This is a genomic window from Micromonospora sp. NPDC049801 (assembly GCF_040656575.1).
Taxonomy (GTDB): Bacteria; Actinomycetota; Actinomycetes; order Mycobacteriales; family Micromonosporaceae; genus Micromonospora.
Genome location: NZ_JBFAMS010000012.1, coordinates 78150 through 98787, shown reverse-complemented (window position 1 = coordinate 98787; position 20638 = coordinate 78150). Strand labels below are relative to the sequence as shown.

The 20638-nt window shown below is 71.0% G+C and carries 19 protein-coding genes, 1 tRNA gene, 1 pseudogene and 1 riboswitch; of the genes and pseudogenes, 10 read left to right on the top strand and 11 right to left on the bottom strand.

Features of this window, described 5'->3' with window-relative positions:
• Positions 1-25: 25 nt before the first annotated feature.
• Both AB0I89_RS21675 and AB0I89_RS21670 read right to left on the bottom strand, forming a co-directional pair.
• A complete protein-coding gene (locus tag AB0I89_RS21675; RefSeq protein ID WP_357129508.1) occupies positions 26-1153 on the bottom strand; it encodes a PP2C family protein-serine/threonine phosphatase in 1128 nt (375 codons plus the stop codon).
• Positions 1154-1254: 101 nt separating this feature from the next.
• The gene (locus AB0I89_RS21670; RefSeq protein WP_357129505.1) at positions 1255-1890 is read right to left on the bottom strand and encodes a septal ring lytic transglycosylase RlpA family protein; all 636 of its coding nucleotides are present in this window, start codon (positions 1888-1890) and stop codon (positions 1255-1257) included.
• A 187-nt stretch (positions 1891-2077) separates the two neighbouring features.
• On the opposite strand from AB0I89_RS21670, the gene AB0I89_RS21665 reads away from it, so the two are divergent.
• The 3 genes from AB0I89_RS21665 to AB0I89_RS21655 are packed head-to-tail and all read left to right on the top strand — an operon-like array spanning position 2078 to position 4201.
• On the top strand, positions 2078-2629 hold the full coding sequence (locus tag AB0I89_RS21665) for a phosphoribosyltransferase (RefSeq protein WP_357129502.1): 552 nt from the start codon (positions 2078-2080) through the stop codon (positions 2627-2629).
• Between the two features lie 33 nt (positions 2630-2662).
• Positions 2663-3712: a questin oxidase family protein gene (locus AB0I89_RS21660; RefSeq protein ID WP_357129499.1), complete on the top strand. Its 1050-nt coding sequence runs from the start codon at positions 2663-2665 to the stop codon at positions 3710-3712.
• 57 nt (positions 3713-3769) lie between these two features.
• Entirely contained in the window at positions 3770-4201 is a 432-nt protein-coding gene (locus tag AB0I89_RS21655) for an ASCH domain-containing protein (protein WP_357129497.1), read from the top strand.
• Positions 4202-4208: 7 nt separating this feature from the next.
• Here AB0I89_RS21655 and AB0I89_RS21650 read toward each other — a convergent pair whose 3' ends face one another.
• On the bottom strand, positions 4209-5090 hold the full coding sequence (locus AB0I89_RS21650; RefSeq protein ID WP_357129493.1) for an LLM class flavin-dependent oxidoreductase: 882 nt from the start codon (positions 5088-5090) through the stop codon (positions 4209-4211).
• Positions 5091-5219: 129 nt separating this feature from the next.
• Between AB0I89_RS21650 and AB0I89_RS21645 the strand changes: the two genes are divergently transcribed.
• The 4 genes and pseudogenes from AB0I89_RS21645 to AB0I89_RS21630 form a co-directional block, all read left to right on the top strand.
• On the top strand, positions 5220-5924 hold the full coding sequence (locus AB0I89_RS21645; protein WP_357129490.1) for a dihydrofolate reductase family protein: 705 nt from the start codon (positions 5220-5222) through the stop codon (positions 5922-5924).
• Positions 5925-5939: 15 nt separating this feature from the next.
• Complete coding sequence (locus AB0I89_RS21640) at positions 5940-6584, top strand: dihydrofolate reductase family protein (protein ID WP_357129487.1); 645 nt, start codon at positions 5940-5942, stop codon at positions 6582-6584.
• A 440-nt stretch (positions 6585-7024) separates the two neighbouring features.
• On the top strand, positions 7025-7840 hold the full coding sequence (locus AB0I89_RS21635) for a cellulose-binding domain-containing protein (protein ID WP_357129484.1): 816 nt from the start codon (positions 7025-7027) through the stop codon (positions 7838-7840).
• A gap of 52 nt (positions 7841-7892) precedes the next feature.
• A pseudogene (locus AB0I89_RS21630) lies at positions 7893-7994 on the top strand (site-specific integrase); the annotation flags it as partial.
• A gap of 77 nt (positions 7995-8071) precedes the next feature.
• Here the strand turns inward: AB0I89_RS21630 and AB0I89_RS21625 are convergent.
• Positions 8072-8145, bottom strand: a tRNA-Gly gene (locus AB0I89_RS21625).
• A gap of 203 nt (positions 8146-8348) precedes the next feature.
• Between AB0I89_RS21625 and AB0I89_RS21620 the strand changes: the two genes are divergently transcribed.
• Complete coding sequence (locus tag AB0I89_RS21620) at positions 8349-9335, top strand: zinc metalloprotease (protein ID WP_357129481.1); 987 nt, start codon at positions 8349-8351, stop codon at positions 9333-9335.
• 73 nt (positions 9336-9408) lie between these two features.
• On the opposite strand, the gene AB0I89_RS21615 is transcribed toward AB0I89_RS21620, so the two are convergent.
• Complete coding sequence (locus AB0I89_RS21615) at positions 9409-9957, bottom strand: pyridoxamine 5'-phosphate oxidase family protein (RefSeq protein ID WP_357129478.1); 549 nt, start codon at positions 9955-9957, stop codon at positions 9409-9411.
• 77 nt (positions 9958-10034) lie between these two features.
• Here AB0I89_RS21615 and dcd point away from each other — a divergent pair, with 77 nt between their 5' ends.
• Positions 10035-10613, top strand: coding sequence for a dCTP deaminase (gene dcd, locus AB0I89_RS21610; RefSeq protein ID WP_266247661.1), 579 nt, complete (start codon positions 10035-10037; stop codon positions 10611-10613).
• A gap of 71 nt (positions 10614-10684) precedes the next feature.
• On the opposite strand, the gene AB0I89_RS21605 is transcribed toward dcd, so the two are convergent.
• On the bottom strand, positions 10685-11725 hold the full coding sequence (locus AB0I89_RS21605; RefSeq protein ID WP_357129473.1) for an NlpC/P60 family protein: 1041 nt from the start codon (positions 11723-11725) through the stop codon (positions 10685-10687).
• Between the two features lie 12 nt (positions 11726-11737).
• Positions 11738-11873, bottom strand: a riboswitch (cyclic di-AMP (ydaO/yuaA leader).
• Between the two features lie 235 nt (positions 11874-12108).
• On the opposite strand from AB0I89_RS21605, the gene AB0I89_RS21600 reads away from it, so the two are divergent.
• Positions 12109-14064, top strand: a complete 1956-nt coding sequence (locus AB0I89_RS21600) for a peptidoglycan recognition family protein (protein ID WP_357129470.1) — start codon at positions 12109-12111, stop codon at positions 14062-14064.
• A 58-nt stretch (positions 14065-14122) separates the two neighbouring features.
• Here AB0I89_RS21600 and AB0I89_RS21595 read toward each other — a convergent pair whose 3' ends face one another.
• The 5 genes from AB0I89_RS21595 to AB0I89_RS21575 form a co-directional block, all read right to left on the bottom strand.
• Positions 14123-15136 carry an NlpC/P60 family protein gene (locus AB0I89_RS21595; protein WP_355048503.1) on the bottom strand — a complete coding sequence of 338 codons (1014 nt, stop codon included), beginning with the start codon at positions 15134-15136 and terminating at the stop codon, positions 14123-14125.
• Between the two features lie 167 nt (positions 15137-15303).
• The gene (locus AB0I89_RS21590) at positions 15304-16305 is read right to left on the bottom strand and encodes a hemolysin family protein (RefSeq protein ID WP_357129467.1); all 1002 of its coding nucleotides are present in this window, start codon (positions 16303-16305) and stop codon (positions 15304-15306) included.
• Positions 16298-17620: a hemolysin family protein gene (locus AB0I89_RS21585; RefSeq protein ID WP_357129464.1), complete on the bottom strand. Its 1323-nt coding sequence runs from the start codon at positions 17618-17620 to the stop codon at positions 16298-16300. Before AB0I89_RS21585 ends, AB0I89_RS21590 begins: the two co-directional genes overlap by 8 nt.
• 104 nt (positions 17621-17724) lie before the next feature.
• Positions 17725-19926: a (Fe-S)-binding protein gene (locus AB0I89_RS21580; RefSeq protein ID WP_357129461.1), complete on the bottom strand. Its 2202-nt coding sequence runs from the start codon at positions 19924-19926 to the stop codon at positions 17725-17727.
• A gap of 309 nt (positions 19927-20235) precedes the next feature.
• Complete coding sequence (locus AB0I89_RS21575) at positions 20236-20499, bottom strand: cell division protein CrgA (protein WP_007454145.1); 264 nt, start codon at positions 20497-20499, stop codon at positions 20236-20238.
• Positions 20500-20638: the final 139 nt, after the last annotated feature.

The window sequence follows — 20638 nt, the reverse complement described above, 5'->3', positions numbered from 1 at the left end:
GACGGCGATTACACAGTCGCCGCGCTCAGCTCTCGGCGGCGCCGACTTCCCAGCTCGGCACGGCCGACGTGACCCCGGTGCGGGAACCGACGTACTCCATGAGGACCAGCGCGATGTCGTCGTCCAGGCGGCCGTGCACCCACTCGACGAGGGCGGTCTCGAGCGACGCGAGCCCGTCGGCGACCGTGCCGTGTCCGAGCAACCGCCACGCCCGGTCGGCGGTGGGGAAGAACTCGCCGTCCCGCCGGGCCTCACCGAGACCGTCGGTGAACAACAACAGCCGGTCGCCCGGCTCCAGACGCTCCACCCGGGGCCGGACCGCCGGCATGAACCCGAGCGGCGGCGCGGGCGCCGGCGGCTCCAACGGGATCACCGCGCCCCGGCGCAGCAGCAGCGGAGAGGGGTGGCCGCAGTTGACGATCGTCAGCGTCCCGCCCCGCTCCTCGACCAGCGCGGCCGTCACGAAATCCTCGTCGCCGACGTTGCGGGCCACCGCGCGGTCCAGGTCGGCGACCACGGCACGCAGGTCGGCCCGCTCGTAGGCCACGTGCCGGTACGAACCCAGGACGATGCTGGCCAGGCGGACCGCGTCCAGACCCTTGCCACGTACGTCACCGATGATCATGCGGACCCCGTACGGGGTGTCGATCGCCTCGTACAGGTCCCCGCCGATCTCGGCGGTGGCGGTGGAGGAGATGTAGCGGCCGGCCACCGAGAGCATGCCGACCTGCGGTCCGAGTGGCCGCAGCACGGCCTGCTGGGCCACCGACGCGAGCTTGGTCAGCTCGGCGATCTGCTCCGCCTGGCGCTGTCGTACCCAGGCCACCGCCACGGCCAGCCCGCTCGCGATCCCGACCGCCACCATGTTGACCGAGGTCACCAACATCATCCTCGGGTCGGTCGCCGCGAAGGCGATCCCGATCACGGTCGCCACGGCGCCCACGCCCAGCACCACCCGCCAGGCCGCCAGCGCGGCGGCCAGGATCGGGGCGGCGGCCAGGAGCGCGACATAGTGGGCCCGGCGGCCGTCGGCCAGTTCCAGCACCGAGACGATCGCGAGCAGGACGACGGCCGCGCCGATGCCGGCGCGGGATCCGGGGCTCAGCGGGCTACGGCCCGACTGGAGGAGTCGCGTGGGTACGAGGGACAGCATGCCTGATCGACGTGAACCGGTGAATGAACCTGGCCCGTCGTCCGAGGATGTTCTGTCCGCCCGGCCCACGCTGGCGGCCGGATCGGCGTTCTCGAATACGCTCAGCCGAGAACCTCGTAGCGAACGGTGAGCGCTCCGACGTCGACCGAGGCGATGGTCGCGAAGGCGGCCAGGGACAGGTCGAGGCAGCGACCGTCGATGAACGGCCCACGGTCGTTGATCCGCACGACGACGGACTTGCCGTTGCTCGGGTTGGTCACCCGGACCTTGGTGTTGAACGGCAGGGTCTTGTGCGCCGCGGTCAACTCGTTCGGGTTGAACGACTCACCGTTGGCCGTCAGCTGCCCGTCGGAGTAGAAGGACGCGCCACACGATCCGCTCTCCAGGACCTTCGCCGCCGCCGTGGTCTTCTTGGCCTTGGGGCTCGGCTTCGGCGACGCGGTGCGGGCCTTGCCCCGGGAGGCGGCCTGCGGCGATCGGCTGGCGGACGGGCTCGCCGTCACGCTGGGTGTCGCGGTGGCACTGGCGCTCGGCGAGACGCTCGGGGAGGCGGGGGTGAGACTGGCGGCGGTGGTGGGGGTGAAGTCCAGCGCCGCCTGCCCCGACTGGCCGGAGCCCGACGTGAGCTGGACGGCGCCGACGGTACCGCCGACGGCCAGGGCGACGCCGACCGCCGCGGTGGCCGCGATGCCCGCCGGGGAGGAGAAGATGCGGGTACGGGAGTGCCTACCTGCCACCGGCCCGGTCCTTTCGTCGATTGAACAAACCGGGTCGGACCGTAACGAGAGAAGCACTTCCGAAGTCAACGTGATCATGGTGGTATGCCAGTATTTGCCCCAGTAGCTATAGCCGATCATCCGAGGCGGGGTGGGTCGAGCGGCCCAGGTGCGGACGCGCCGAGCGCCCGTGCCGCACGATGGACGGATGCCCACCGAGCTGACCGGACGTCTGGCCGACCTGTTCCGCTGGATCGACCCCGGCCCGGACGTCAGCCACCTGGTCAGCGACATCTCCGGCTGGTGGCGCGACCCGACGGTCCTGGCCGAGCTGGGCCCCGCCCTGGTCGCCCCGTACCGGAAGGCCCGACCGACGGTGGTGCTCGCCCCGGCGGTCACCGGCCTGTTGCTCGGACCGCTGGCCGCGACCGCCCTCGGGGTCGGCTTCGTGGCCGCGCACAAACCCGGCGACGGCAGGTTGCCGGCCGGCCCGCTCACCTGGGCGCAGAGCCCGCCCGACTACCGGGGCCGGCAGGTCGACCTGGCCGTCCGGGAGCGACACCTCGGCCCCGAAGACCGGGTGCTCGTGGTGGACGACTGGGTACGCACCGGCGCCCAGATCCGCGCCCTCTACGACATCTGCGCCTTGCGCGGCGCACAGGTCCTCGGGGCGGCCGTGGTGGCCGTGGACTGCCCGCCGGAGACCGCCGCCGCGCTGCGGATCACCGGCCTGATCAGCGGTGAAGAGTTGCCGGGTTGACCTGAAGCGCACTTCACCTTCGACGATCGACGCATGAGCGACGGAATCCTCGACGAGGCGTACGAACGGCTGCACCACACCGGTCCCGAGTTCGAGGGCTGGCTCTCCAACCACGGCCCGATGGCCGTCGAGGCGCTGGCCCGGCACGGACACGAGCGACAGGTGCACCGCTGGCTGGACGACTACCTCACCCGACTGGACGAGCTGCCGCGCGGGCTGCGTCCGATCGACGACTGGCGGGCGGCGCTGGGCGACGCGAAGCGGACCGGCGACTGGCTGGCGTACTTCGACCGGCAGTTGCGCGAGGCGCCGTGGCGGGACGTGCTCGGCACCTGGTGGCCCCGACTGCTGCCCGGCATCGCCGCGGGCGCCACCCACGGGGTGATCCGGGTCGGGCACGCGGTACGCGCCCTGCACCTGTACGGGGCGAACCCGCCCCGGCTCACCGAACTGGGCCAGGCCCTCGGCTACTGGGCGGCCCGTTGGCAGCAGGTGCCCGGCGCCGACCGGCTGCTCAGCTCGGTCCCGTCGGGCCACCCGGGCACCGCTGAGCCGGACGTGGTCGCCGCGCTGGCCGGGCTGCCCCGCATCGACGACCGGACCGGGGGCATCCGCGAGCGGTTGGGGCGGCTGGTGAGCGTACCCCGGTGGGAACCGGCGCTCACGGCGCTGCGCCCCGCGCGGACGCCGGCTGAGGCGGAGCGCGGGCTCCACACGCTCGTGTACCGCGCCGGTCTCGACTACCTGCGCTTCGGGCACGCCGAGCCGGTCATGCTGGTGCACGCCGTGACGGCGCCGACCGCCGTGCTGCGTACCCTGCCGGCACTCGACCGGGGGCTCTGGGCGCCGAGCTTCGCCGCGGCCTGGGCCGCGACGGCGGCCGTGACCTCGGTGTACGCCTCGAGCGACGCGGTGAAGCCGCCGTCGGTGACCGCCGGGACCCCGGAGGAGGTCTTCGCCCGGGCGGTCCGGCACGGCGACGAGCACGTGGTCAAGCTGGCCGACGCGGTCCTCGATGCCCACGCGGCCACCGGTGACCAGCGGTTGCTCGACGCCGCCGGCTACGCCGTGCAGTTGATCTGAGCCGCGCGGGGCGGATTACGGCGGCGCGTCCGGCCGCGCTGGCCTAGCCTCGGCAGGATGTGGCCTCGGATCGGTGACCTACGCACGCTCGCCCTCGGCACGCCGGGCGAGCTGCGGACGACCCTGAACACGTTGGTGCTGGCCGGAGTGAAGACCGCGACCGCCGGACGGCTGGCCGAGTACGCGCAGGAGGGCGAGGAGCTGGAGCAGGTCGGCGAACGGTTGGCGCTCGTCGACGACGACGACGCGTTGGCCGGCATGGTCGAGATCACCGGTGTCGACGTGGTCCGCTTCGGCGACGTGCCCTGGGAGTTCGCCCGCGCCGAGGGCGAGGGCGACCGCTCGATCGAGGAGTGGCGGACGGGGCACGCCGCCTACTGGGCGCGGCTCGGCACCCCCGTCGACGACGACACCCCGATCGTCTGCCTGCGCCTGCGGCTGGTCTCCGGCGGCGAGGGCGGCGTAGCCACCGGAGACCTGGGCACCTGAGCCGGCGCTATCCGCGCAGCTCGGGCAGCAGTCGGGTCGCCACGTCGACCAGGACGGCCTCGTCGCCGGCGTACCAACTGCTGGCGCGCGGCCAGTGCGTCACCACGTCGGTGAAGCCCAGCTCCGCGGCCCGACCGACCTGGTCGGCGAAGAACTGCGCGCTGGTCAGCGAGAACACCGGCGCGGAGTCCAGCAGGAGGTAACGGTCCAGCGTCACCGGGTCGCGGCCGGCCTCGGTGAGCGTCCGGTCCATCCGCTCGGACAGCGTCGAGACGCTGGTCCACCAGCTCGCCAGGTCGTTGTCGTCGCCGGTGCCGGTGGTCACCCACCCCTGCCCGAAGCGGGCCACCAGCCGCATCGAGCGCGGCCCGTTGGCGGCCACCACGAACGGCACCCGGGGCTGCTGCACGCAGCCGGGGTTGTTGCGGGCGTCCACCGCGGCGAACCAGTCACCCCGCCAGGTGGTGCCGTCCTCGCGCAGGATCAGGTCGAGTAGTTCGGTGAACTCGGCGAACCGGTCGACCCGCTGGCGCGGCGGCAGCGTCTCGCCACCCAGCACCACCGAGTCGAACCCGATCCCGCCCGCACCGAGACCGAGCAGCAGTCGACCGCCCGACACGTCGTCCACCGTGGTGATCTGACGGACGAACGCGGCCGGATGGCGGAAGTTCGGCGACGCCACGAGCGTGCCCAGTCGAATCCGGGACGTCACGGTGGCGGCGGCGGTCAGCGTGCTCATGGAGTCGAACCACGGGCCGTCGACCAGGTCCCGCCAGCCCAGGTGGTCGTACGTCCACGCGTGGTCGAAGCCCCACTCTTCGGCCTGCCGCCAGCGGTGCTGCGCCTGGCTCCAGCGCTGGTCCGGCAGGATCACGATGCCAATCCGCATGATCGCCAGCCTACCGGGACTCTAATGTGATCCAGGTCACAGGTAACCCCCGTAGGGGCGTCCTGCTCGGCTCCGACCTCGTTGCGAGCAGGCACCCGAGGGGTGCCGCCCGAGCAGAGGAACGAACGCATGACGAAGGTGACCGCACAGTTGTCCGTCTCGGTCGACGGGTTCTACGCCGGCCCGCAGTTCGACGGCGACGGCGACTGGATCGACTCGGCCGAGGCCGCCGGCTTCTTCCGGATCACCCGCTGGGCCACCGAAGCGGCGGCCTGGCGCGAACGACAGGGCTTCGCCGGCGGCGAGCGGGACGCCAACTCCGACGTGATGGCCGAGACGTTCGAGGCGGCCGGCGCGTACGTCATGGGTCGGCGGATGGCCGACGGCGGCGAGGTGCCGTGGGGCGAGGAGCCGCCGTTCCGCGCACCGGTCTTCGTCGTCACCCACCGACCCCGCGAAACCCTGCTGCGCGGCGGTGGCACGAGCTTCACCTACGTGACCGACGGAGTGGCCAGCGCGGTCGAGCAGGCGCGCGCCGTGGCCGGCGGCAAGAACGTCGCCGTGGCCGGCGGCGGCGGCCTCGTACGACAGGTACTCAAGGCCGGCCTGCTCGACGAGTTGGAGCTGCACGTCGTACCGGTCGTGCTCGGCACCGGCCTGCGGCTCCTCGACGCCGACCTCGACCTCGGTGACAAGGAGGCGATCGAGCTGACGCCCACCCGGGTCATCCACACGCCGCAGGTCACCCACATCCGGTACGTCGTGGACGGTCGCGCCCCGCTCGTGCTCGACGACCGGGGTCGCGGCGGCGGACCGACGGCGACCACCAACTGACATCGGGGAGTTCCCATGCCACAGCTACTGCGGGTGCAGTGCTTCAACGTCTCACGTGACGGGTTCGGCACCGGGGAGGGGCAGAGCCTGGAACGGCCCTTCGGCCACGCCGACCCCACCGCGCTGTTCTCCTGGCGTGCCGCCACCGCCAGCTTCGTCTACCGCACCGAGCCCGGCGGAACCCGCGGCCTGGACGACTACCTGACCCGCGACGCCGAGCACAACATCGGCGCGGAGATCATGGGCCGCAACAAGTTCGGCCCCCAGCGTGGGCCCTGGGAGAACCACGAGTGGCAGGGTTGGTGGGGAGACAACCCGCCGTTCCACACGCCGGTCTTCGTGCTCACCCACCACGTACGGCCGTCGTTCACCCTCGCCGACACCACGTTCCACTTCCTCGACGCCAGCCCGGCCGAGGCGCTGGCCCGAGCGAAAGAAGCGGCCGACGGTCGGGACGTACGCCTCGGCGGCGGGGTGGCGACCATCCGCGCGTTCCTCGACGCCGACCTGGTCGACACGATGCACATCGCCGTCGCCCCCGTCGACCTGCACCGGGGCGAACGGCTGTGGGACAGCCACACCGACCTGCTCGACCGCTTCCACCTGGACACGGTGCCCAGCCCCAGCGGCGTCACCCACCTGCTGTTCTGGCGGCGGTGACGCAGCGCGAACTTCTCGAACCCGGCGAGCCAGCGGAAGGTGAAGAGGCTCAGCATGCCTTCCCCAAGGCGCACGCCGGCAACGTCACGAACGAGGGTTCGAGATGCCTTTGCCGGACGGGGTCGATCGGTCTCGTCGTACCGACAGTTCCCCGTCGAGGGCTGACGGTGTCCTCGACTCCTGTCGAGCTGCCCCAGATGTGGGGCTGAGCCAGGGCGGGCCAGGCCAGGCCGGGGCGGGCCAGGCCAGGCCGGGGCGGGCCAGGCCAGGCCGGGGCGGGCCAGGCCAGGCCAGGGCGGGCCAGGCCAGGCCAGGGCAGGGCAGGGCAGGGCAGGGCAGGGCATGGTGGAGACGACCGCCGATCCGGTAAATTGACATACATTGATTGATACGGTCCGCTGACGGCGCCCGTATCCCCCGGCTCACCCAGGAGGACCCTCTTGCGTACGCTCCTGACCCTCGCCGCGGCCGCCGTCTGCGCCGCCGGTGCACTGGCCGTCCCCGCAGCGGCGGCGCAGGCCGATCCGGCCGGCACCGCCCCGGCCGGCGCGACCGTCCCGGCCGACGGCTGCGCCGGTACCGTCCAGCTCCAGTCGCTCACCTTCGACCCGCCGCGGGGGGCTCCGGGCCAGGCCATCACCGCCACGGCCCTCGGGCAGAACTGCACCGCCCAACAGAAACAGTTCTCCACGGTGATCTACGCCCGGTTCGTCGGCTCCACCCCCGGCCTCCCCACCGGCTGCCGGGCCCTCGACCCGCTGCCTGGCCGGGCGGTCACCGTCGATCCGGGCGCGACCTTCAGCTGGAGCATGGGTTACCTGGTGTCCCCCGGCTGTACGGCCACCGGCCTGGAGGTCACGGCCCGGGTCGGGGACGACGCCACCGGCACCCTGCTCACCCGGACCGACACGGTGCCGATCGGCCCGCCGCAGGCGGCGCCCTGCACCGTGAGCTACCGCACCGGGAGCGAGTGGCCGGGAGGCTTCACCGCCCAGATCACCATCATGAACACCAGCACCGCGCCGATCAACGGTTGGACGCTCAGCTTCACCTTCCGCGGTGACCAGCACATCGCCCAGTCCTGGTCCGCCACCGCCCAGCAGAGCGGTGCCACCGTCACGGCCCGGAACCTCAGCTACAACCCCCTGGTGACGCCGGGCGCCTCGGTGGTCTTCGGCGTCCTGGGCACCTGGCAGGCCAGCGACGCGGTGCCGATCGCGTTCACGCTCAACAACGTCAACTGCGCCACCGGGTAGCCCGCGCACCGGACCGCGGGGCATCTGGGCGCCCAGGTGCCCCGGGGGTCACCTGCGGCATACCGGCAACACGCTCGCGTCGCGGGCACCCGGGGCGAGCCTGCGCGACGTCATGGCGCGGATGGGGCACGACAGCCCGCGTGCCGCGCTGATGGCCCATCCCTGTTTCAGCATGACCTAGAACCACGGAAGCCCTGGCGGGACATCTGTCCTGACCAGGGCTTCCGTACGTGGAGCGGGTGACGGGAATCGAACCCGCACTGTCAGCTTGGGAAGCTGATGTTCTGCCATTGAACTACACCCGCGGGCGGCACCACTGTACCCGAGTCGTCGCAGCCATGCACCCAACCACCCCCACGCGCCGACCGCCCCCGCTCCTGCCCGAAGAAGTTTCCAGACGGCAACATATGACCGTTCTCAAATGCATCGATGAGTTGTAACGTCGGCCACACGTTCCCAGCCACGGCGTGACACACCCCCTGCCGCGCCGCCAGAAAGAGGTGGGCCCATGGGACTCCGTCCCAACCTGCTGACCCGGCGTGTCGCCGGTGTCGCGTCGACAACTCTCGCGCTGCTGCTCAGCACCGCTGCGGTGGGCGTCGTTCCGGCCGCTTCGGCCTTCTCCTCAGCACCGGGTGGCGCCTGCGCGCAGCCGGTCGACAGCCACGCCAACGCCCGGGCGAAGCCCGGCGCGGGGGCCCTGCACGAGCCGAACGAGCTGACCGCCAAGCAGGTCCGCGAGCGGGACGCCGACCTCGCGGCGGCGCTGCGCGAGCGGGCCAACTACCGGGCCGGCGCCGGCGCCACGACGCTGGCCGCTACGGTCACCATCCCGGTGGTGGTGCACGTGATCCAGGAAAACAGCACTCGGGCCGGCGGAAACATCCCCGACTCGATGATCACCTCGCAGATCAGCGTGCTGAACCAGGCCTACGCGGGTGGGACCGGCGGCGCGGCCACCGCGTTCGCCTTCCGACTCGACTCGATCAACCGGGTGACGAACCCGTCCTGGTATCCCATCGTCGACGGCTCGTCGGCGGAGCGGTCGATGAAGTCGTCGCTGCGGGTGGGCGGCAAGAACACGCTCAACATCTACCTCGGCGAGTTGAGCGACGACCTGTTGGGCTGGGCGACCTTCCCGCAGCGCAGGCTCAGCAGCATGGATGGCGTGGTCGTGCTGAACGAGTCGCTGCCGGGCGGCACCGCCACCAACTACAACCAGGGCGACACCGGCACCCACGAGGTCGGCCACTGGCTGAACCTCTACCACACCTTCCAGGGTGGCTGCGGCGGCTCAGGTGACGGCGTCAGCGACACCCCGGCCGAGGCGTCGCCCGCGTACGAGTGCCCGACCGGCCGGAACACCTGCTCGGCGGCCGGCCTGGACCCGATCACCAACTTCATGGACTACACCTACGACTCGTGCATGTACCAGTTCACCGCGGGTCAGGCGAGCCGCATGCTGACCGCGTGGAACGCGTACCGCGCGGCCTAGCTCCACGCGTACACCAGGTGCCGGCTCCGTCACGACGGAGCCGGCACCGGCGTATCTGCCCCCAGGGCCGTGGTCAGGCGGCCGTGCACTGGACGTCGCGGCTGCGGCGGGTCGGGCGCGTCTGCGGTACGGCCGCGGGCGCGGCCGCCGCGGGCGGGGTCTGCGGATCGAGCCAGACCTGGACGGCCGGACGCCCCACGGCGATGCCCAGGCCGTGCTGGTCACGACGGGTCAGCATCGCCACGTCGACGGTGAACTCGAACAGCCGCCAGTCGGCCCGCGGCTCGGCCCGAGCGCTCTGCGCCAGCCGGGCCACCCGGACCGGATCGGTGACCGGCCAGGCGTGACCCGCCACGTACGCCTCGTCGTCGCTCTCCTCCGGAGGGAACGAATGCAGCGCGTATCGGCCGTCCCGTTCGAGGTCCCGGCGCTTCGGCGAGTCGATGATGAAGCAGAACAGACCCTCGTCGGTGATGACCGGGGAGACCGGATGGACCCGGGGCCCACCGTCGGCACGGACCGTGGCCAGATAGCCGAAGCCCGGCCCGTACTGCTGCAGGAGAACGCGGATGCCGTCGGCGAGGCGGGGCTCGTCGACGGCGAAATCGGACCAGGAAGCCATGCGAGCATTCTATCGAACAAATGTACGAGGAGCGACCTCGACACGCTGGTCACCGCCCACCTCGCTATGGTGGTCCGATGCTGCTCTCCGACCGTGACCTGGTCTCCGAGATCAAGGCCGGCACGCTGGGCCTGGAGCCGTTCGAGCCCACCCTGGTCCAACCCTCCAGCATCGACGTACGACTCGACCGGCTGTTCCGGGTCTTCAACAACCATCTCTACACCCACATCGACCCGGCCATGCAGCAGGACGACCTGACCTCGGTGGTCGAGGTGCCCGACGGCGAGCCGTTCGTGCTGCACCCGGGAGAGTTCGTGCTCGCCTCGACGCTGGAGGTGATCTCGCTCGGCGACCAGCTCGCCGGCCGACTGGAGGGGAAGAGCTCGCTGGGCCGCCTCGGCCTGCTCACCCACTCAACCGCCGGGTTCATCGACCCGGGCTTCTCCGGGCACGTCACGCTGGAGCTGTCCAACGTGGCGAACCTGCCGATCACCCTCTGGCCGGGCATGAAGATTGGTCAGCTCTGCATCTTCCGACTCTCGTCGCCCGCCGAACACCCGTACGGCTCGGTGGTCTACGGCTCGCGTTACCAGGGTCAGCGAGGCCCGACGCCCAGTCGCTCCTGGCAGAACTGGCGTGCCTGGCCGACGCGCTGATCCGCCCTTGCGATGTAAGGAAGGGCCCCCTTCTATACCTGAGGCGTTAGAAGGGGGCCCTTCCTTACACCTCAGCCGGGGCGACCGTAGCTGTGGATGGGCCCGTCGTCGACCTTCTTCATCTTGACGGGCACACCGGCCTGGGAGGCGTGCACCACCCAGCCGTCGCCGACGTACATCCCGACGTGGTGGATGTCGCTGTAGTAGAAGACCAGGTCACCGGGGCGCAGGTCGCCCTTGCTGACGTTCTTGGTCACCCGGCTCTGCGCGGCGGCGTTGTGCGGCAGCGACACACCGGCCTTCGCCCAGGCGGCCAGCATCAGCCCGGAGCAGTCGTACGAGTTCGGACCCTCGGCGCCCCACACGTACGGCTTGCCGATCTGGGCGCAGGCGAACTTGACCGCGATGCCGGCACCGCCACCCGGGTAGCTGGCCGGGCAGGGCGCGGGACGCAGCGAACCGCCGCCGCCGTTGCCGTACACCTTGAGGCGCAGCTTCTGTAGCCGGTCGATCTCCTCGTTGATCTGCTTCTTCTTCGCCGCCAACTGGGCCTCGGTGCGGGTCAGCTGGACCACCATCTCGTCCAGCGGCGCCTTCTGCCGGGCCAGCTCGTTGCGCAGGTCGGCGACCTGGCGGACGTCCTCCTGCTGGTTGTGGGCGAAGCGGTCGAGCATTTCGAGCTGACCGACCATCTCACTGGGCGACCGGCTGCCGAGCATCGTGTTGACGGTCGACAGGTTTTCACCCATGTACGCGCGGACGGCCAGCGCGCTGACCTTGTCCATCGCGGCGTCGACCTGGCGCTCCAGCGGCGCGATGCGGGCGGCGAGCGTGTCGGCCTGCTTGCGCTTGAAGGCCAGGTCGGCTCGGGTGGCGTTGTGCCGCTCGATGATCGGTTCGAGCTTGTTCCAGTCGTCGTCGATCTGCCGTTCGATCTCGGCGACGGACGGGTCGGCGTGGGCCACCGTGGCGCTACCGGTCAGGACGACGGCGACGCCGACCAGGGCGGCGAGGGCGGTGGTGAAGCGGGACCAGCGTGGACGCGGCACGGTCGACGTCGGGTCGGCCGGGGCCGACCGTCCGGACGACGGCCGCGGGGCTTGGAGGGCCACCGGGTTCCGTACTCCTTCTTCCTGACCGCCTACCGGGTTAGCTGACGGGTTCGGGCGGGAAGTGGGCGCCCTACCGCAGGAACTGCGGATTCACCCCGAGGAACCTGGGTCCCCGGCTCGCTCGCGAGCGACTCGGCGGTGTCGGTCCGTTACCGCCCGGGGTGGGCAGACCTGCTACCGGGCCGACGAATGACCAGAGTAGAGACGGCCGTTACCGATCCGCAACCCGTGCGGCCGTGACACTCCGTACCGATTGCGGCGGGCCATCGAGCGGACGTGAAGATTTCCTTCCGTACGTTTCGAAACATGGAAAGGTATTGACGTGGGCTCCCGAGCAGGACGAAGGTGACGGCACCGACACCAGTTCACATGTAGGGGGTTCGATGAAACGTCCGACCCTGCTCGCCGTCGCGCTCGTCACCGCCACGGCGGCCGTGCCGCTGTCCGCCGGCCCGGCCACCGCGGCCCCCGCCGCCGACCGCCAGCAGCAGTACGCCGCCGCGGCGACCGAGTACGGCGTACCCATCGACGTACTACTCGGCGTCTCCTACCTGGAGTCCCGCTGGGACAGCAATGCCGGCACGCCGAGCACCAGCGGCGGCTACGGCCCGATGCACCTGACCGACGCCCGGCACGTGACCGCCCTGCCCCGGGGCGGTCACCACGACGCCCCGGGAGAGGATCCGCGCGGCGACGAGTCCCGTCGTCCTCTCGCACCGGCGCCCGCCACCGGCAACGCGCCGCCCAGCGCCGCGCTGCAGACCGTGGACGCCGCCGCCGCGCTCACCGGCGCCACCGCCGAGGCGCTGCGCACCGACCCGACGACGAACCTCCGGGGTGGGGCGGCGCTGCTGGCCGCGTACCAACGGGAGGTCGGCGCCCCGGTCGGAGTCGGCACCGACCCGGGCACCTGGTACGGCGCGGTGGCCCGCTATGCCGGCGCGGACAGCGCCGATGCCGCGGCGGCCTTCGCCGACGAGGTCTTCACCACGATCGGCGCGGGCGAGACGCGGGTGACCGACGACGGCCAGCGGGTCACGCTGCCGGCCCGGGCGGTACGACCCGAGCGGTCCTGGCTGGACCGACTGGGGCTGCGGCGACTCGCCCGCCCGGACGGGTTGGAGTGCCCGAGCACCGTGTCCTGTGAGTGGATCCCGGCACCCTACGCGGCGTTCGGCGACGGCGACTACGGCAACCACGACCTGTCCGACCGGCCCGCCCGGCAGAAGATCGAGTACATCGTCATCCACGACACCGAGGCGAGTTGGGCGACCACCCTGCAACTCGTCCAGGACCCAACCTACGTGAGCTGGCACTACTCGCTGCGCTCGGTGGACGGGCACATCGCCCAGCACGTCCGCACCAAGGACGTCGCCTGGCACGCCGGCAACTGGTACGTCAACGCCAAGTCGATCGGGCTGGAACACGAGGGCTTCGCCGCGCAGGGCACCTGGTACACGGAGGCGATGTACCGCACGTCGGCGAAGCTCGTGCGGCACCTCGCGCTGCGGCTGGGCATCCCGCTGGACCGCCAGCACATCATCGGCCACGACAACGTGCCCGGCACCACGGCGGCGACGGTCCGCGGGATGCACTGGGACCCGGGGCCGTACTGGGACTGGACGCACTACTTCGACCTGCTGCACGCCCCTCGGCTGGACACCGGCACCCCGGCCACCGGGCTGGTCCGGATCGACCCCGACTACGCGACAAACCAGCCGGCGTTCACCGGATGCGTCACCCCGGGGGCACCGTGCGCGCCCCGCGGTTCCTCGTCGGTGGTGCTACGCACCGCGCCGGCTCCGGACGCGCCACTGGTCAACGACATCGCGCTGCGCCCCGACGGCACCCCGAACACGATGGACGTGTCGGACCACGGTGCCCGCGCGTCCGCCGGCCAGACGTACGCGCTGGCCGGTCGACAGGGCGACTGGACGGCCATCTGGTACCTCGGGCAGCGGGCGTGGTTCCACAACCCCGCGTCCGCGCCGACGGCCACCTGGACGGTCGGCATGGTGGTCACCCCGAAGCCCGGCCGGGCCACGATCCCCGTCTACGGGCGGGCGTACCCGGAGCAGGCGGCCTACCCGGCCGGCGTGCCGTACCAGGCGATCTCACCGTTGCAGTACACCCTCGCCGCCGGCCAGCGGTACGCCGTCGGCGCGGTGCTGCCCGGCGAGTACTACCGGGCCAGCACGTTCGACGGCTCCTCGCCCGGCGACTGGACGGTGATCCGGGGCCAGAACCGGTACGCGCAGATCCAGTTCGGCCACCGCGTCATGTACGTCGACCTCGCCGACGTGCAGTTGCTGCCGTCCCCGGTGGGCGCACCCCGCTGAGGAACCACGACGGCCCCCGGTCGAGGTGACCGGGGGCCGTCGTCGTGCGTGCTGGGGATCAGCCAGGTCGGCGGAACCCGGCGACCGGCATGGTGTTGATGCTGGACACCTGCACCGGTTTACCGGCGCGTGGCGCGTGCACCATCTGGTTGTTGCCCAGATACAGCCCGACATGACTCAGGCCCGAGTAGAAGAAGACCAGGTCACCGGCACGGGCGTCGGCGCGCGAGACGGCCTTGCCCTCGTTCCACTGATCACCCGTGTGGTGGGTGAGGTAGATCCCGGCCGACTTGTAGGCGTACTGGGTCAGGCCCGAGCAGTCGAACGAGTTCGGGCCGGTGGCGCCCCAGACGTACGGATCGCCGACCTGCTGGCAGGCGGTCTTGATCGCCTTCTGCGCCGCCACAGAGACCACGCCGTTGATGGTCGGGCAGCCGGCGGTCTTGACCGTGGTCTTGGGCATCGACGCTTCGAGCTTCTTGATCTCGGCGTCGATCTGCTTCTTCTTGGCCGCCAGCTCGCTCTGCTGCTTGGTCTGGGTGGCGATCAGCGCGTCCAGCTTCTGCTTCTCGCCGTCGTACTTGGCCCGGACGGCGAGCACACCCTCAACCTGCTTGCGCTCCTGGGAGGCGAGCCGGTCGAGGAGGGTGAGCTGCTCGGTGAGCGTGTCCGGCTTGGCGCTGACCAGCAGCGCGCCGATCTCCTGCGAGGGGCCCGACATGTAGTAACGGGAAGCGAGGTCGCCGACCCGGTTGAGTGCCAGCTCGCTCTGCAGGGCCAGCGGCTCGATCTTCTTCTGAAGCTCGGACGACTTCTTGCGGTTGACGGCGAGTTGCGCCCGCACCTTGTTGTACTTCTCGATCGTGGGCTCCAACTCCTCCCACTTCTTGTCGATCTGCGCCTCGATCTCGTCGACCGTCGGCTCGGCCTGCGCCGGCACGGCGATCATGCCGGCACCGACCGCGGCGGCGGCGACCAGCACGATCAGGCGACGTGCGACCCGGCGCAGACCACGCGGTCGAACGGGCGACCCTGGTGCGTGACGATGAGGGGGCATGGTTGCCACCGGCACCGACTCCTTTGCAACCGACCGCCGGGCGCCTCGCGTGAGGGAAGGGCCGAGGCAGACGACCCACAGCGGTCGGTGCACCACATTAGGGAAGCGCCGGACCGAATTCAAGGCGAGCCGAGTCACCGTCACTGTCGCGCAACCACTTGCACACCAAGGGTGTTGGTCAATTAACCAACGATTGCGGTCAATACATCATCGAGCGTCACCACACCGAGAGGTCGGCGCCCGTCACTGACCAGCACCATGTGCCGCCGTTCCCTGCGCATGGCCAGCAGCAGATCGGCGAGCGTACGGTCCGGCGGGACCACCGCCAACGGCCGGTAAACCGCCTCCGGCACGGGAGCGCGGCGGCCCTGCCCGGCGTACCCGAGCACGTCCTTGACGTGCACGAAGCCCAGCACCCGCCGGGTGGACCGCTGCACCACCGGAAACCGGGACCGGCCGGTACGGGTCGCCAGCACCTCCAGCGACGCCGGTGAGACGTCCTCGGCGACCGTCGTCACCGTCGACCACGGTTGCAGGGCGTCCGCCGCGGTACGGGTGTGCAGGGCCAGAGCGCCGGTGATGCGGGCGTGCTCCTCGGCGTCGAGCAGCCCCTCCGTACGCGCCTGCGACACCAGGCCCGCCAACTCCTCGGCCGTGAACACCGTCTTCACGGCCTCCGTCGCCTCGATCCGCCAGAGGGCCAGCACCCGGCGGGCCGCCCACTTCATCGCCAGCAGCAGCGGCTTGGTGGCCACGCAGAACGCCAGCATGGCCGGGCCCAGCCAGAGCGCGGAGACCTCCGGACCGGCCAGCGTGATGTTCTTGGGCACCATCTCGCCGACCACCGTGTGCAGGAAGACGACGACACCGAGCGCGAGCACGAACGCCACCGGATGCACCGCGCGCTCGGGCAGACCGACGGCGTGGAACGGCGACTCGAGCAGATGGGCCAACGCCGGCTCGGCGATCGCGCCGAGGCCCAGCGAACAGACCGTGATGCCGAGCTGCGCGCCGGCGATCATCAGCGGGATCTGGTTCATCGCCGACAACGCCCAGCGGGCCCGCTTCGAACCGGCTGCCAACGGCTCGATCACCGTCCGACGGGACGCGATCAGCGCGAACTCGCTACCCACGAAGAAGCCGTTGCCGAGCAGCAGCAGCACGGCCACCAGCAGCTCAGTCATCGGCGTCCGGCTCCGCCGGTCGCAGCACCCGGACCTGCTCGATCCGGTGCCGCTCCACCTCCACCACGGTGAACTCCCAGCCGTCGGCGTCGACCGTCTCGCCGGGCAGCGGAATGTGCCCGAGCCGTGCCAGCAGGAACCCGGCCAGCGTCTCGTACGGCCCCTCGGGCAGCCGGAAGCCTGTCTGCTCGACCAACTCGTCGGAGCGCAGCACCCCGTCGACCAGCACCGTGCGCTCGCCGCCCGGAACGGTCAGCTCGAACGGCTCGACATCGTCCACGCTGGCCGGGTCGAACTCGTCGGCGATCTCGCCCACCAACTCCTCGACCAGGTCCTCGATCGTCACCACGCCATCGGTGCCGCCGTACTCGTCGACGACGATCGCCAGGTCGGCCCCGGCCGCCTTCAACGCCGCCAGCACGCCGTCCAGGTCCAGGCTCTCCGGCACGTACACCGGCTCACGGGCCACCGCTGCCACCACCGTCGACGCCCGCGCGGCCAGCGGCACGCCCAGCGCGTCCGGCACGCCCGCCACGCCGGTGACGAGGTCGAGGGTCTCCTCGTACACGGGGAAGCGGGTCCGTCCCGTCCGCCGGGACTCCTCCAGCAGCTCGGCCACCGTCGCGGTGGCCCGTAGCGCGACCACGTCGACCCGCGGGGTCATCGCCTCGGCCGCCCGCTTGTCGCCGAACCGGATGGTGCGCCGCAGCAGCATCGCCGTGTCCGGCGGCAGCGCGCCCGCGCGGGCCGAGATGGCCGCCAGCAGCCCGAGTTCCTCCGGCGAGCGGGCGCTGGCCAGCTCCTCCTGCGGCTCCACGCCGAGCGCACGGACCAGCCGGTTCGCCGAACCGTTCAAGCCCCGGATCAACCAGCCGAACGTCCGGGAGAAGGTGTGCATCGGCCCGGCGGTGGCCAGCGCGGCGGGCATCGGCCGGGCCAGCGCCGCGTTCTTGGGCACCAGCTCACCGAAGAGCATGGACAGGAGCGTCGCCAGGGCCAGCGCCAGGAACGGGGTGAAGCGCTCGGTGCTCTCCCCGGCCACGGGACGCAGCAGCGGGGTGAAGATCCGGGCCAGCGCCGGTTCGGCCAGGTAGCCGGTGAGCAGGGCGGTGATGGTGATCCCGAGCTGCGCCCCGGAGAGCTGGAAGGACAGCTCGCGCAGCGCGGTGCGTACCGTCCGGGCGGCCTCGTCGCCGGCGGCGGCCCGCCGGTCGATCTCCGCGCGGTCGACCGTGACCAGGGCGAACTCGGCCGCGACGAAGAACGCGTTGCCGGCGGTCAGCGCAACGAACCCGACCAGCGGCAGCAGCGTCATCAAGAGCAGGCCGTCGATGTCCCCTCACCTCGGCGAGATTCTTGCACGGCGGCGACGGCCCCTGCGGGCCGCCGCCACCGATGTTCGGAACCGAGGGGTACGCCTCAGCCGGCGACCGGCGTCGACTCCTTGTCGCCGCCGCGCGGCTGCTCGGGCTTGACCGAGCGCAGCAGGACGCTCGCCACGTCGATGACCTCGACCTGCTCGCCGGCACCCTTGCCGTTGACGCCGTCGTTGAGCATGGTCGAGCAGAACGGGCAACCGACGGCTACCGTCTTCGCCCCGGTGGCCATGGCCTCCTCGACCCGGTCCACGTTGATCCGCTTGCCGATCTTCTCTTCCATCCACATCCGGGCGCCGCCGGCGCCGCAGCAGAAGGAGCGCTCGCTGTTGCGCGGCATCTCGGTCAGCTCGCCCTGGATCGAGTCGCCCAGCACCTCACGCGGGGCGGCGAAGACCCGGTTGTGCCGGCCCAGGTAGCAGGGGTCGTGGTAGGTGACACCGCCGTCGACGGGCTGTACGGGGGTCAGCTTGCCGGTGGAGACCAGGTGGGCCAGCAGTTGGGTGTGGTGGACCACCTCGAACTCGCCGCCGAGCTGGCCGTACTCGTTGCCGAGCGTGTTGAAGCAGTGCGGGCAGGTGGCGACGATCTTGCGCTTGGTCTTCTCGCGGCCCTCGAACGCCTCGTTCAGCGTCTCGACGTTCTGCTGGGCGAGCATCTGGAAGACGAACTCGTTGCCGATCCGGCGGGCCGGGTCGCCGGAGCACGTCTCGCCCTCGCCGAGGATCGCGAAGCTCACGCCGGCCTCGTTGAGCAGGGTGGCGACCGCGCGGGTGGTCTTCTTGGCCCGGTCCTCGAACGCGCCGGCGCAGCCGACCCAGAAGAGGTACTCGAAGTCGTCCACCTCGCCGACCCGGGGCACCTCGAAGTCGAGGCCCTTGGTCCAGTCTTCGCGGGTGTTCTGCGGCGCACCCCACGGGTTGCCCTTGTTCTCCAGGTTGCGCAGCATCACGCCGGCCTCGGAGGGGAAGCTCGACTCGATGAGCACCTGGTAGCGCCGCATGTCGACGATGTGGTCCACGTGCTCGATGTCCACCGGGCACTGCTCGACGCAGGCGCCACAGGTGGTGCAGGACCAGAGGACGTCCGGGTCGATGACCCCACCCTCCTCGGCCGTGCCGATCAGCGGCTTGTCACCCTCGGCGAGCGACAGCACGTCCAGGTGCGCGAGCTGCGCCTGGGTGGCCTTCTCCTCGCCGGTGAGGTCCTTGCCGCCGCCGGCCAGCAGGTAGGGCGCCTTCGCGTACGCGTGGTCGCGCAGGCTGAGCACGAGCAGCTTCGGCGACAGCGGCTTGCCGGTGTTCCAGGCGGGGCACTGCGACTGACAGCGGCCGCACTCCGTGCAGGTGCTGAAGTCCAGCAGGCCCTTCCAGGTGAACTGCTCGACCTGGGCGACGCCGAACTGGTCCTTCTCCGGGTCGGCCTCCTCGAAGTCGAGCGGCTTGCCCTGACTGGTCATCGGACGCAGCGGACCCAGCCCGGAGCCGGCCGGCTTCTCCGGGTCGCGCTTGAAGAAGATGTTGGGGAACGCCAGGAAGCGGTGCCAGGCGACGCCCATGGTGACGTTCAGCGAGATGACGATCAGCCAGGTCATCGAGATGACGATCTTGATGAGCGCGGCGACGCTCGCCCCGTCCGACCAGTCCGGGAGGATCGCGCCGACCGCGTGGCTGACCGGGGTCGCCCAGACCGGGTACTCGAAGTGGTCGGTGGCGACCTTGAAGCCCCGGATCACCAGGCCGAAGATCAGGACCAGCAGCACGACCCACTCGACGAAGTAGCCCTGCCACATGGTCGAGCCGGTGAAGCGGGAGCGACCGCCGGGCCGGTTCGGCCGGTTTCGCAGCCGGATCGCCATCAGCACCAGGATGCCGACCAACCCCAGCACGGTGATGATCTCGGTAGCCAGCCCGAAGACGGTCCAGTGCCCGACGATCGGCAGGCCACCGGTCGGCGTGACGACCTCGAAGTACGCCTCGAGCACCAGCAGCGACAGCACGATGAAGCCGACCATCACGAACCAGTGGGCGGCGCCCACCACACCCCACTTGAGCATCCGGGTGTGGCCGGCGGTCTCCACCAGCATCTTCCTGGTGCGGGCGCCCTTGTCGGCGAACCGCTCCGGAGCGGGTTGCCCCAGCCGGATCACGGCCGTCATCTTCATGACCGCGCGCACCGCCAGCCACACCGCCACGGCGGTGATGCCAGCCGCGAGGATCGTGGTGACGATCTGGACGCTGCCCATCGAGTTGGCCTCCCCGGTCTGCTGCTCGTCGAGCGGTTCAGCAACCGGGGCCGGGACAGGCGTAGGACAGCGTCGCGCCGCCGCCGCACCTGCGACCGGACCGGTCGATGACCTCGCTCCGCTCGGTCATGCAGTGCAGCCTACGCGCAAGGTTACCCAGCAGTAACGTGAGTCATCTCGCAGTAGGCCACGCCGCCTGCGGACACCATAGGGTGCCCGGCCCGGTCGTGCCGGGCAGGGGGATGGCGGGTGACGGAGATCCTGCGGTCCGGTGGTGGATCGCGCGGTGCGGCGGCGGCCCGACCGGGCTCAGCGCCAGCGGGAGAGCAGCACCAGCGACGCGACCATCGCGCCGAAGCCGACCGCCAGGTTCCAGTACTGCCACGAGGCGACCGGGTACTCCTGCTCGGAGAGGTAGTAGACGACAAGCCAGCCGATGCCCGCGACGATCAGAGCGACCGCGGTGATCGGCAGCCACACCGGGCTAGGCTTGCGCGACGCCGCCGTCGTCGTCGGACGGACGTCCGTCGGCGGGGTGTACACCTTCTTCTTGCGGACCTGAGACTTGGGCACGGCGCTCTCCAGAGGGGGTGACAACCTCGTCCGGCCTGACAACCGGACGCGGAGGCGACGGTTCATGGCCAATAATGTTCGACAGCTAGCGTAGTCCCGAACGGCCGCCTGGACCACGAATGGGGTCAGGCAGGTACAT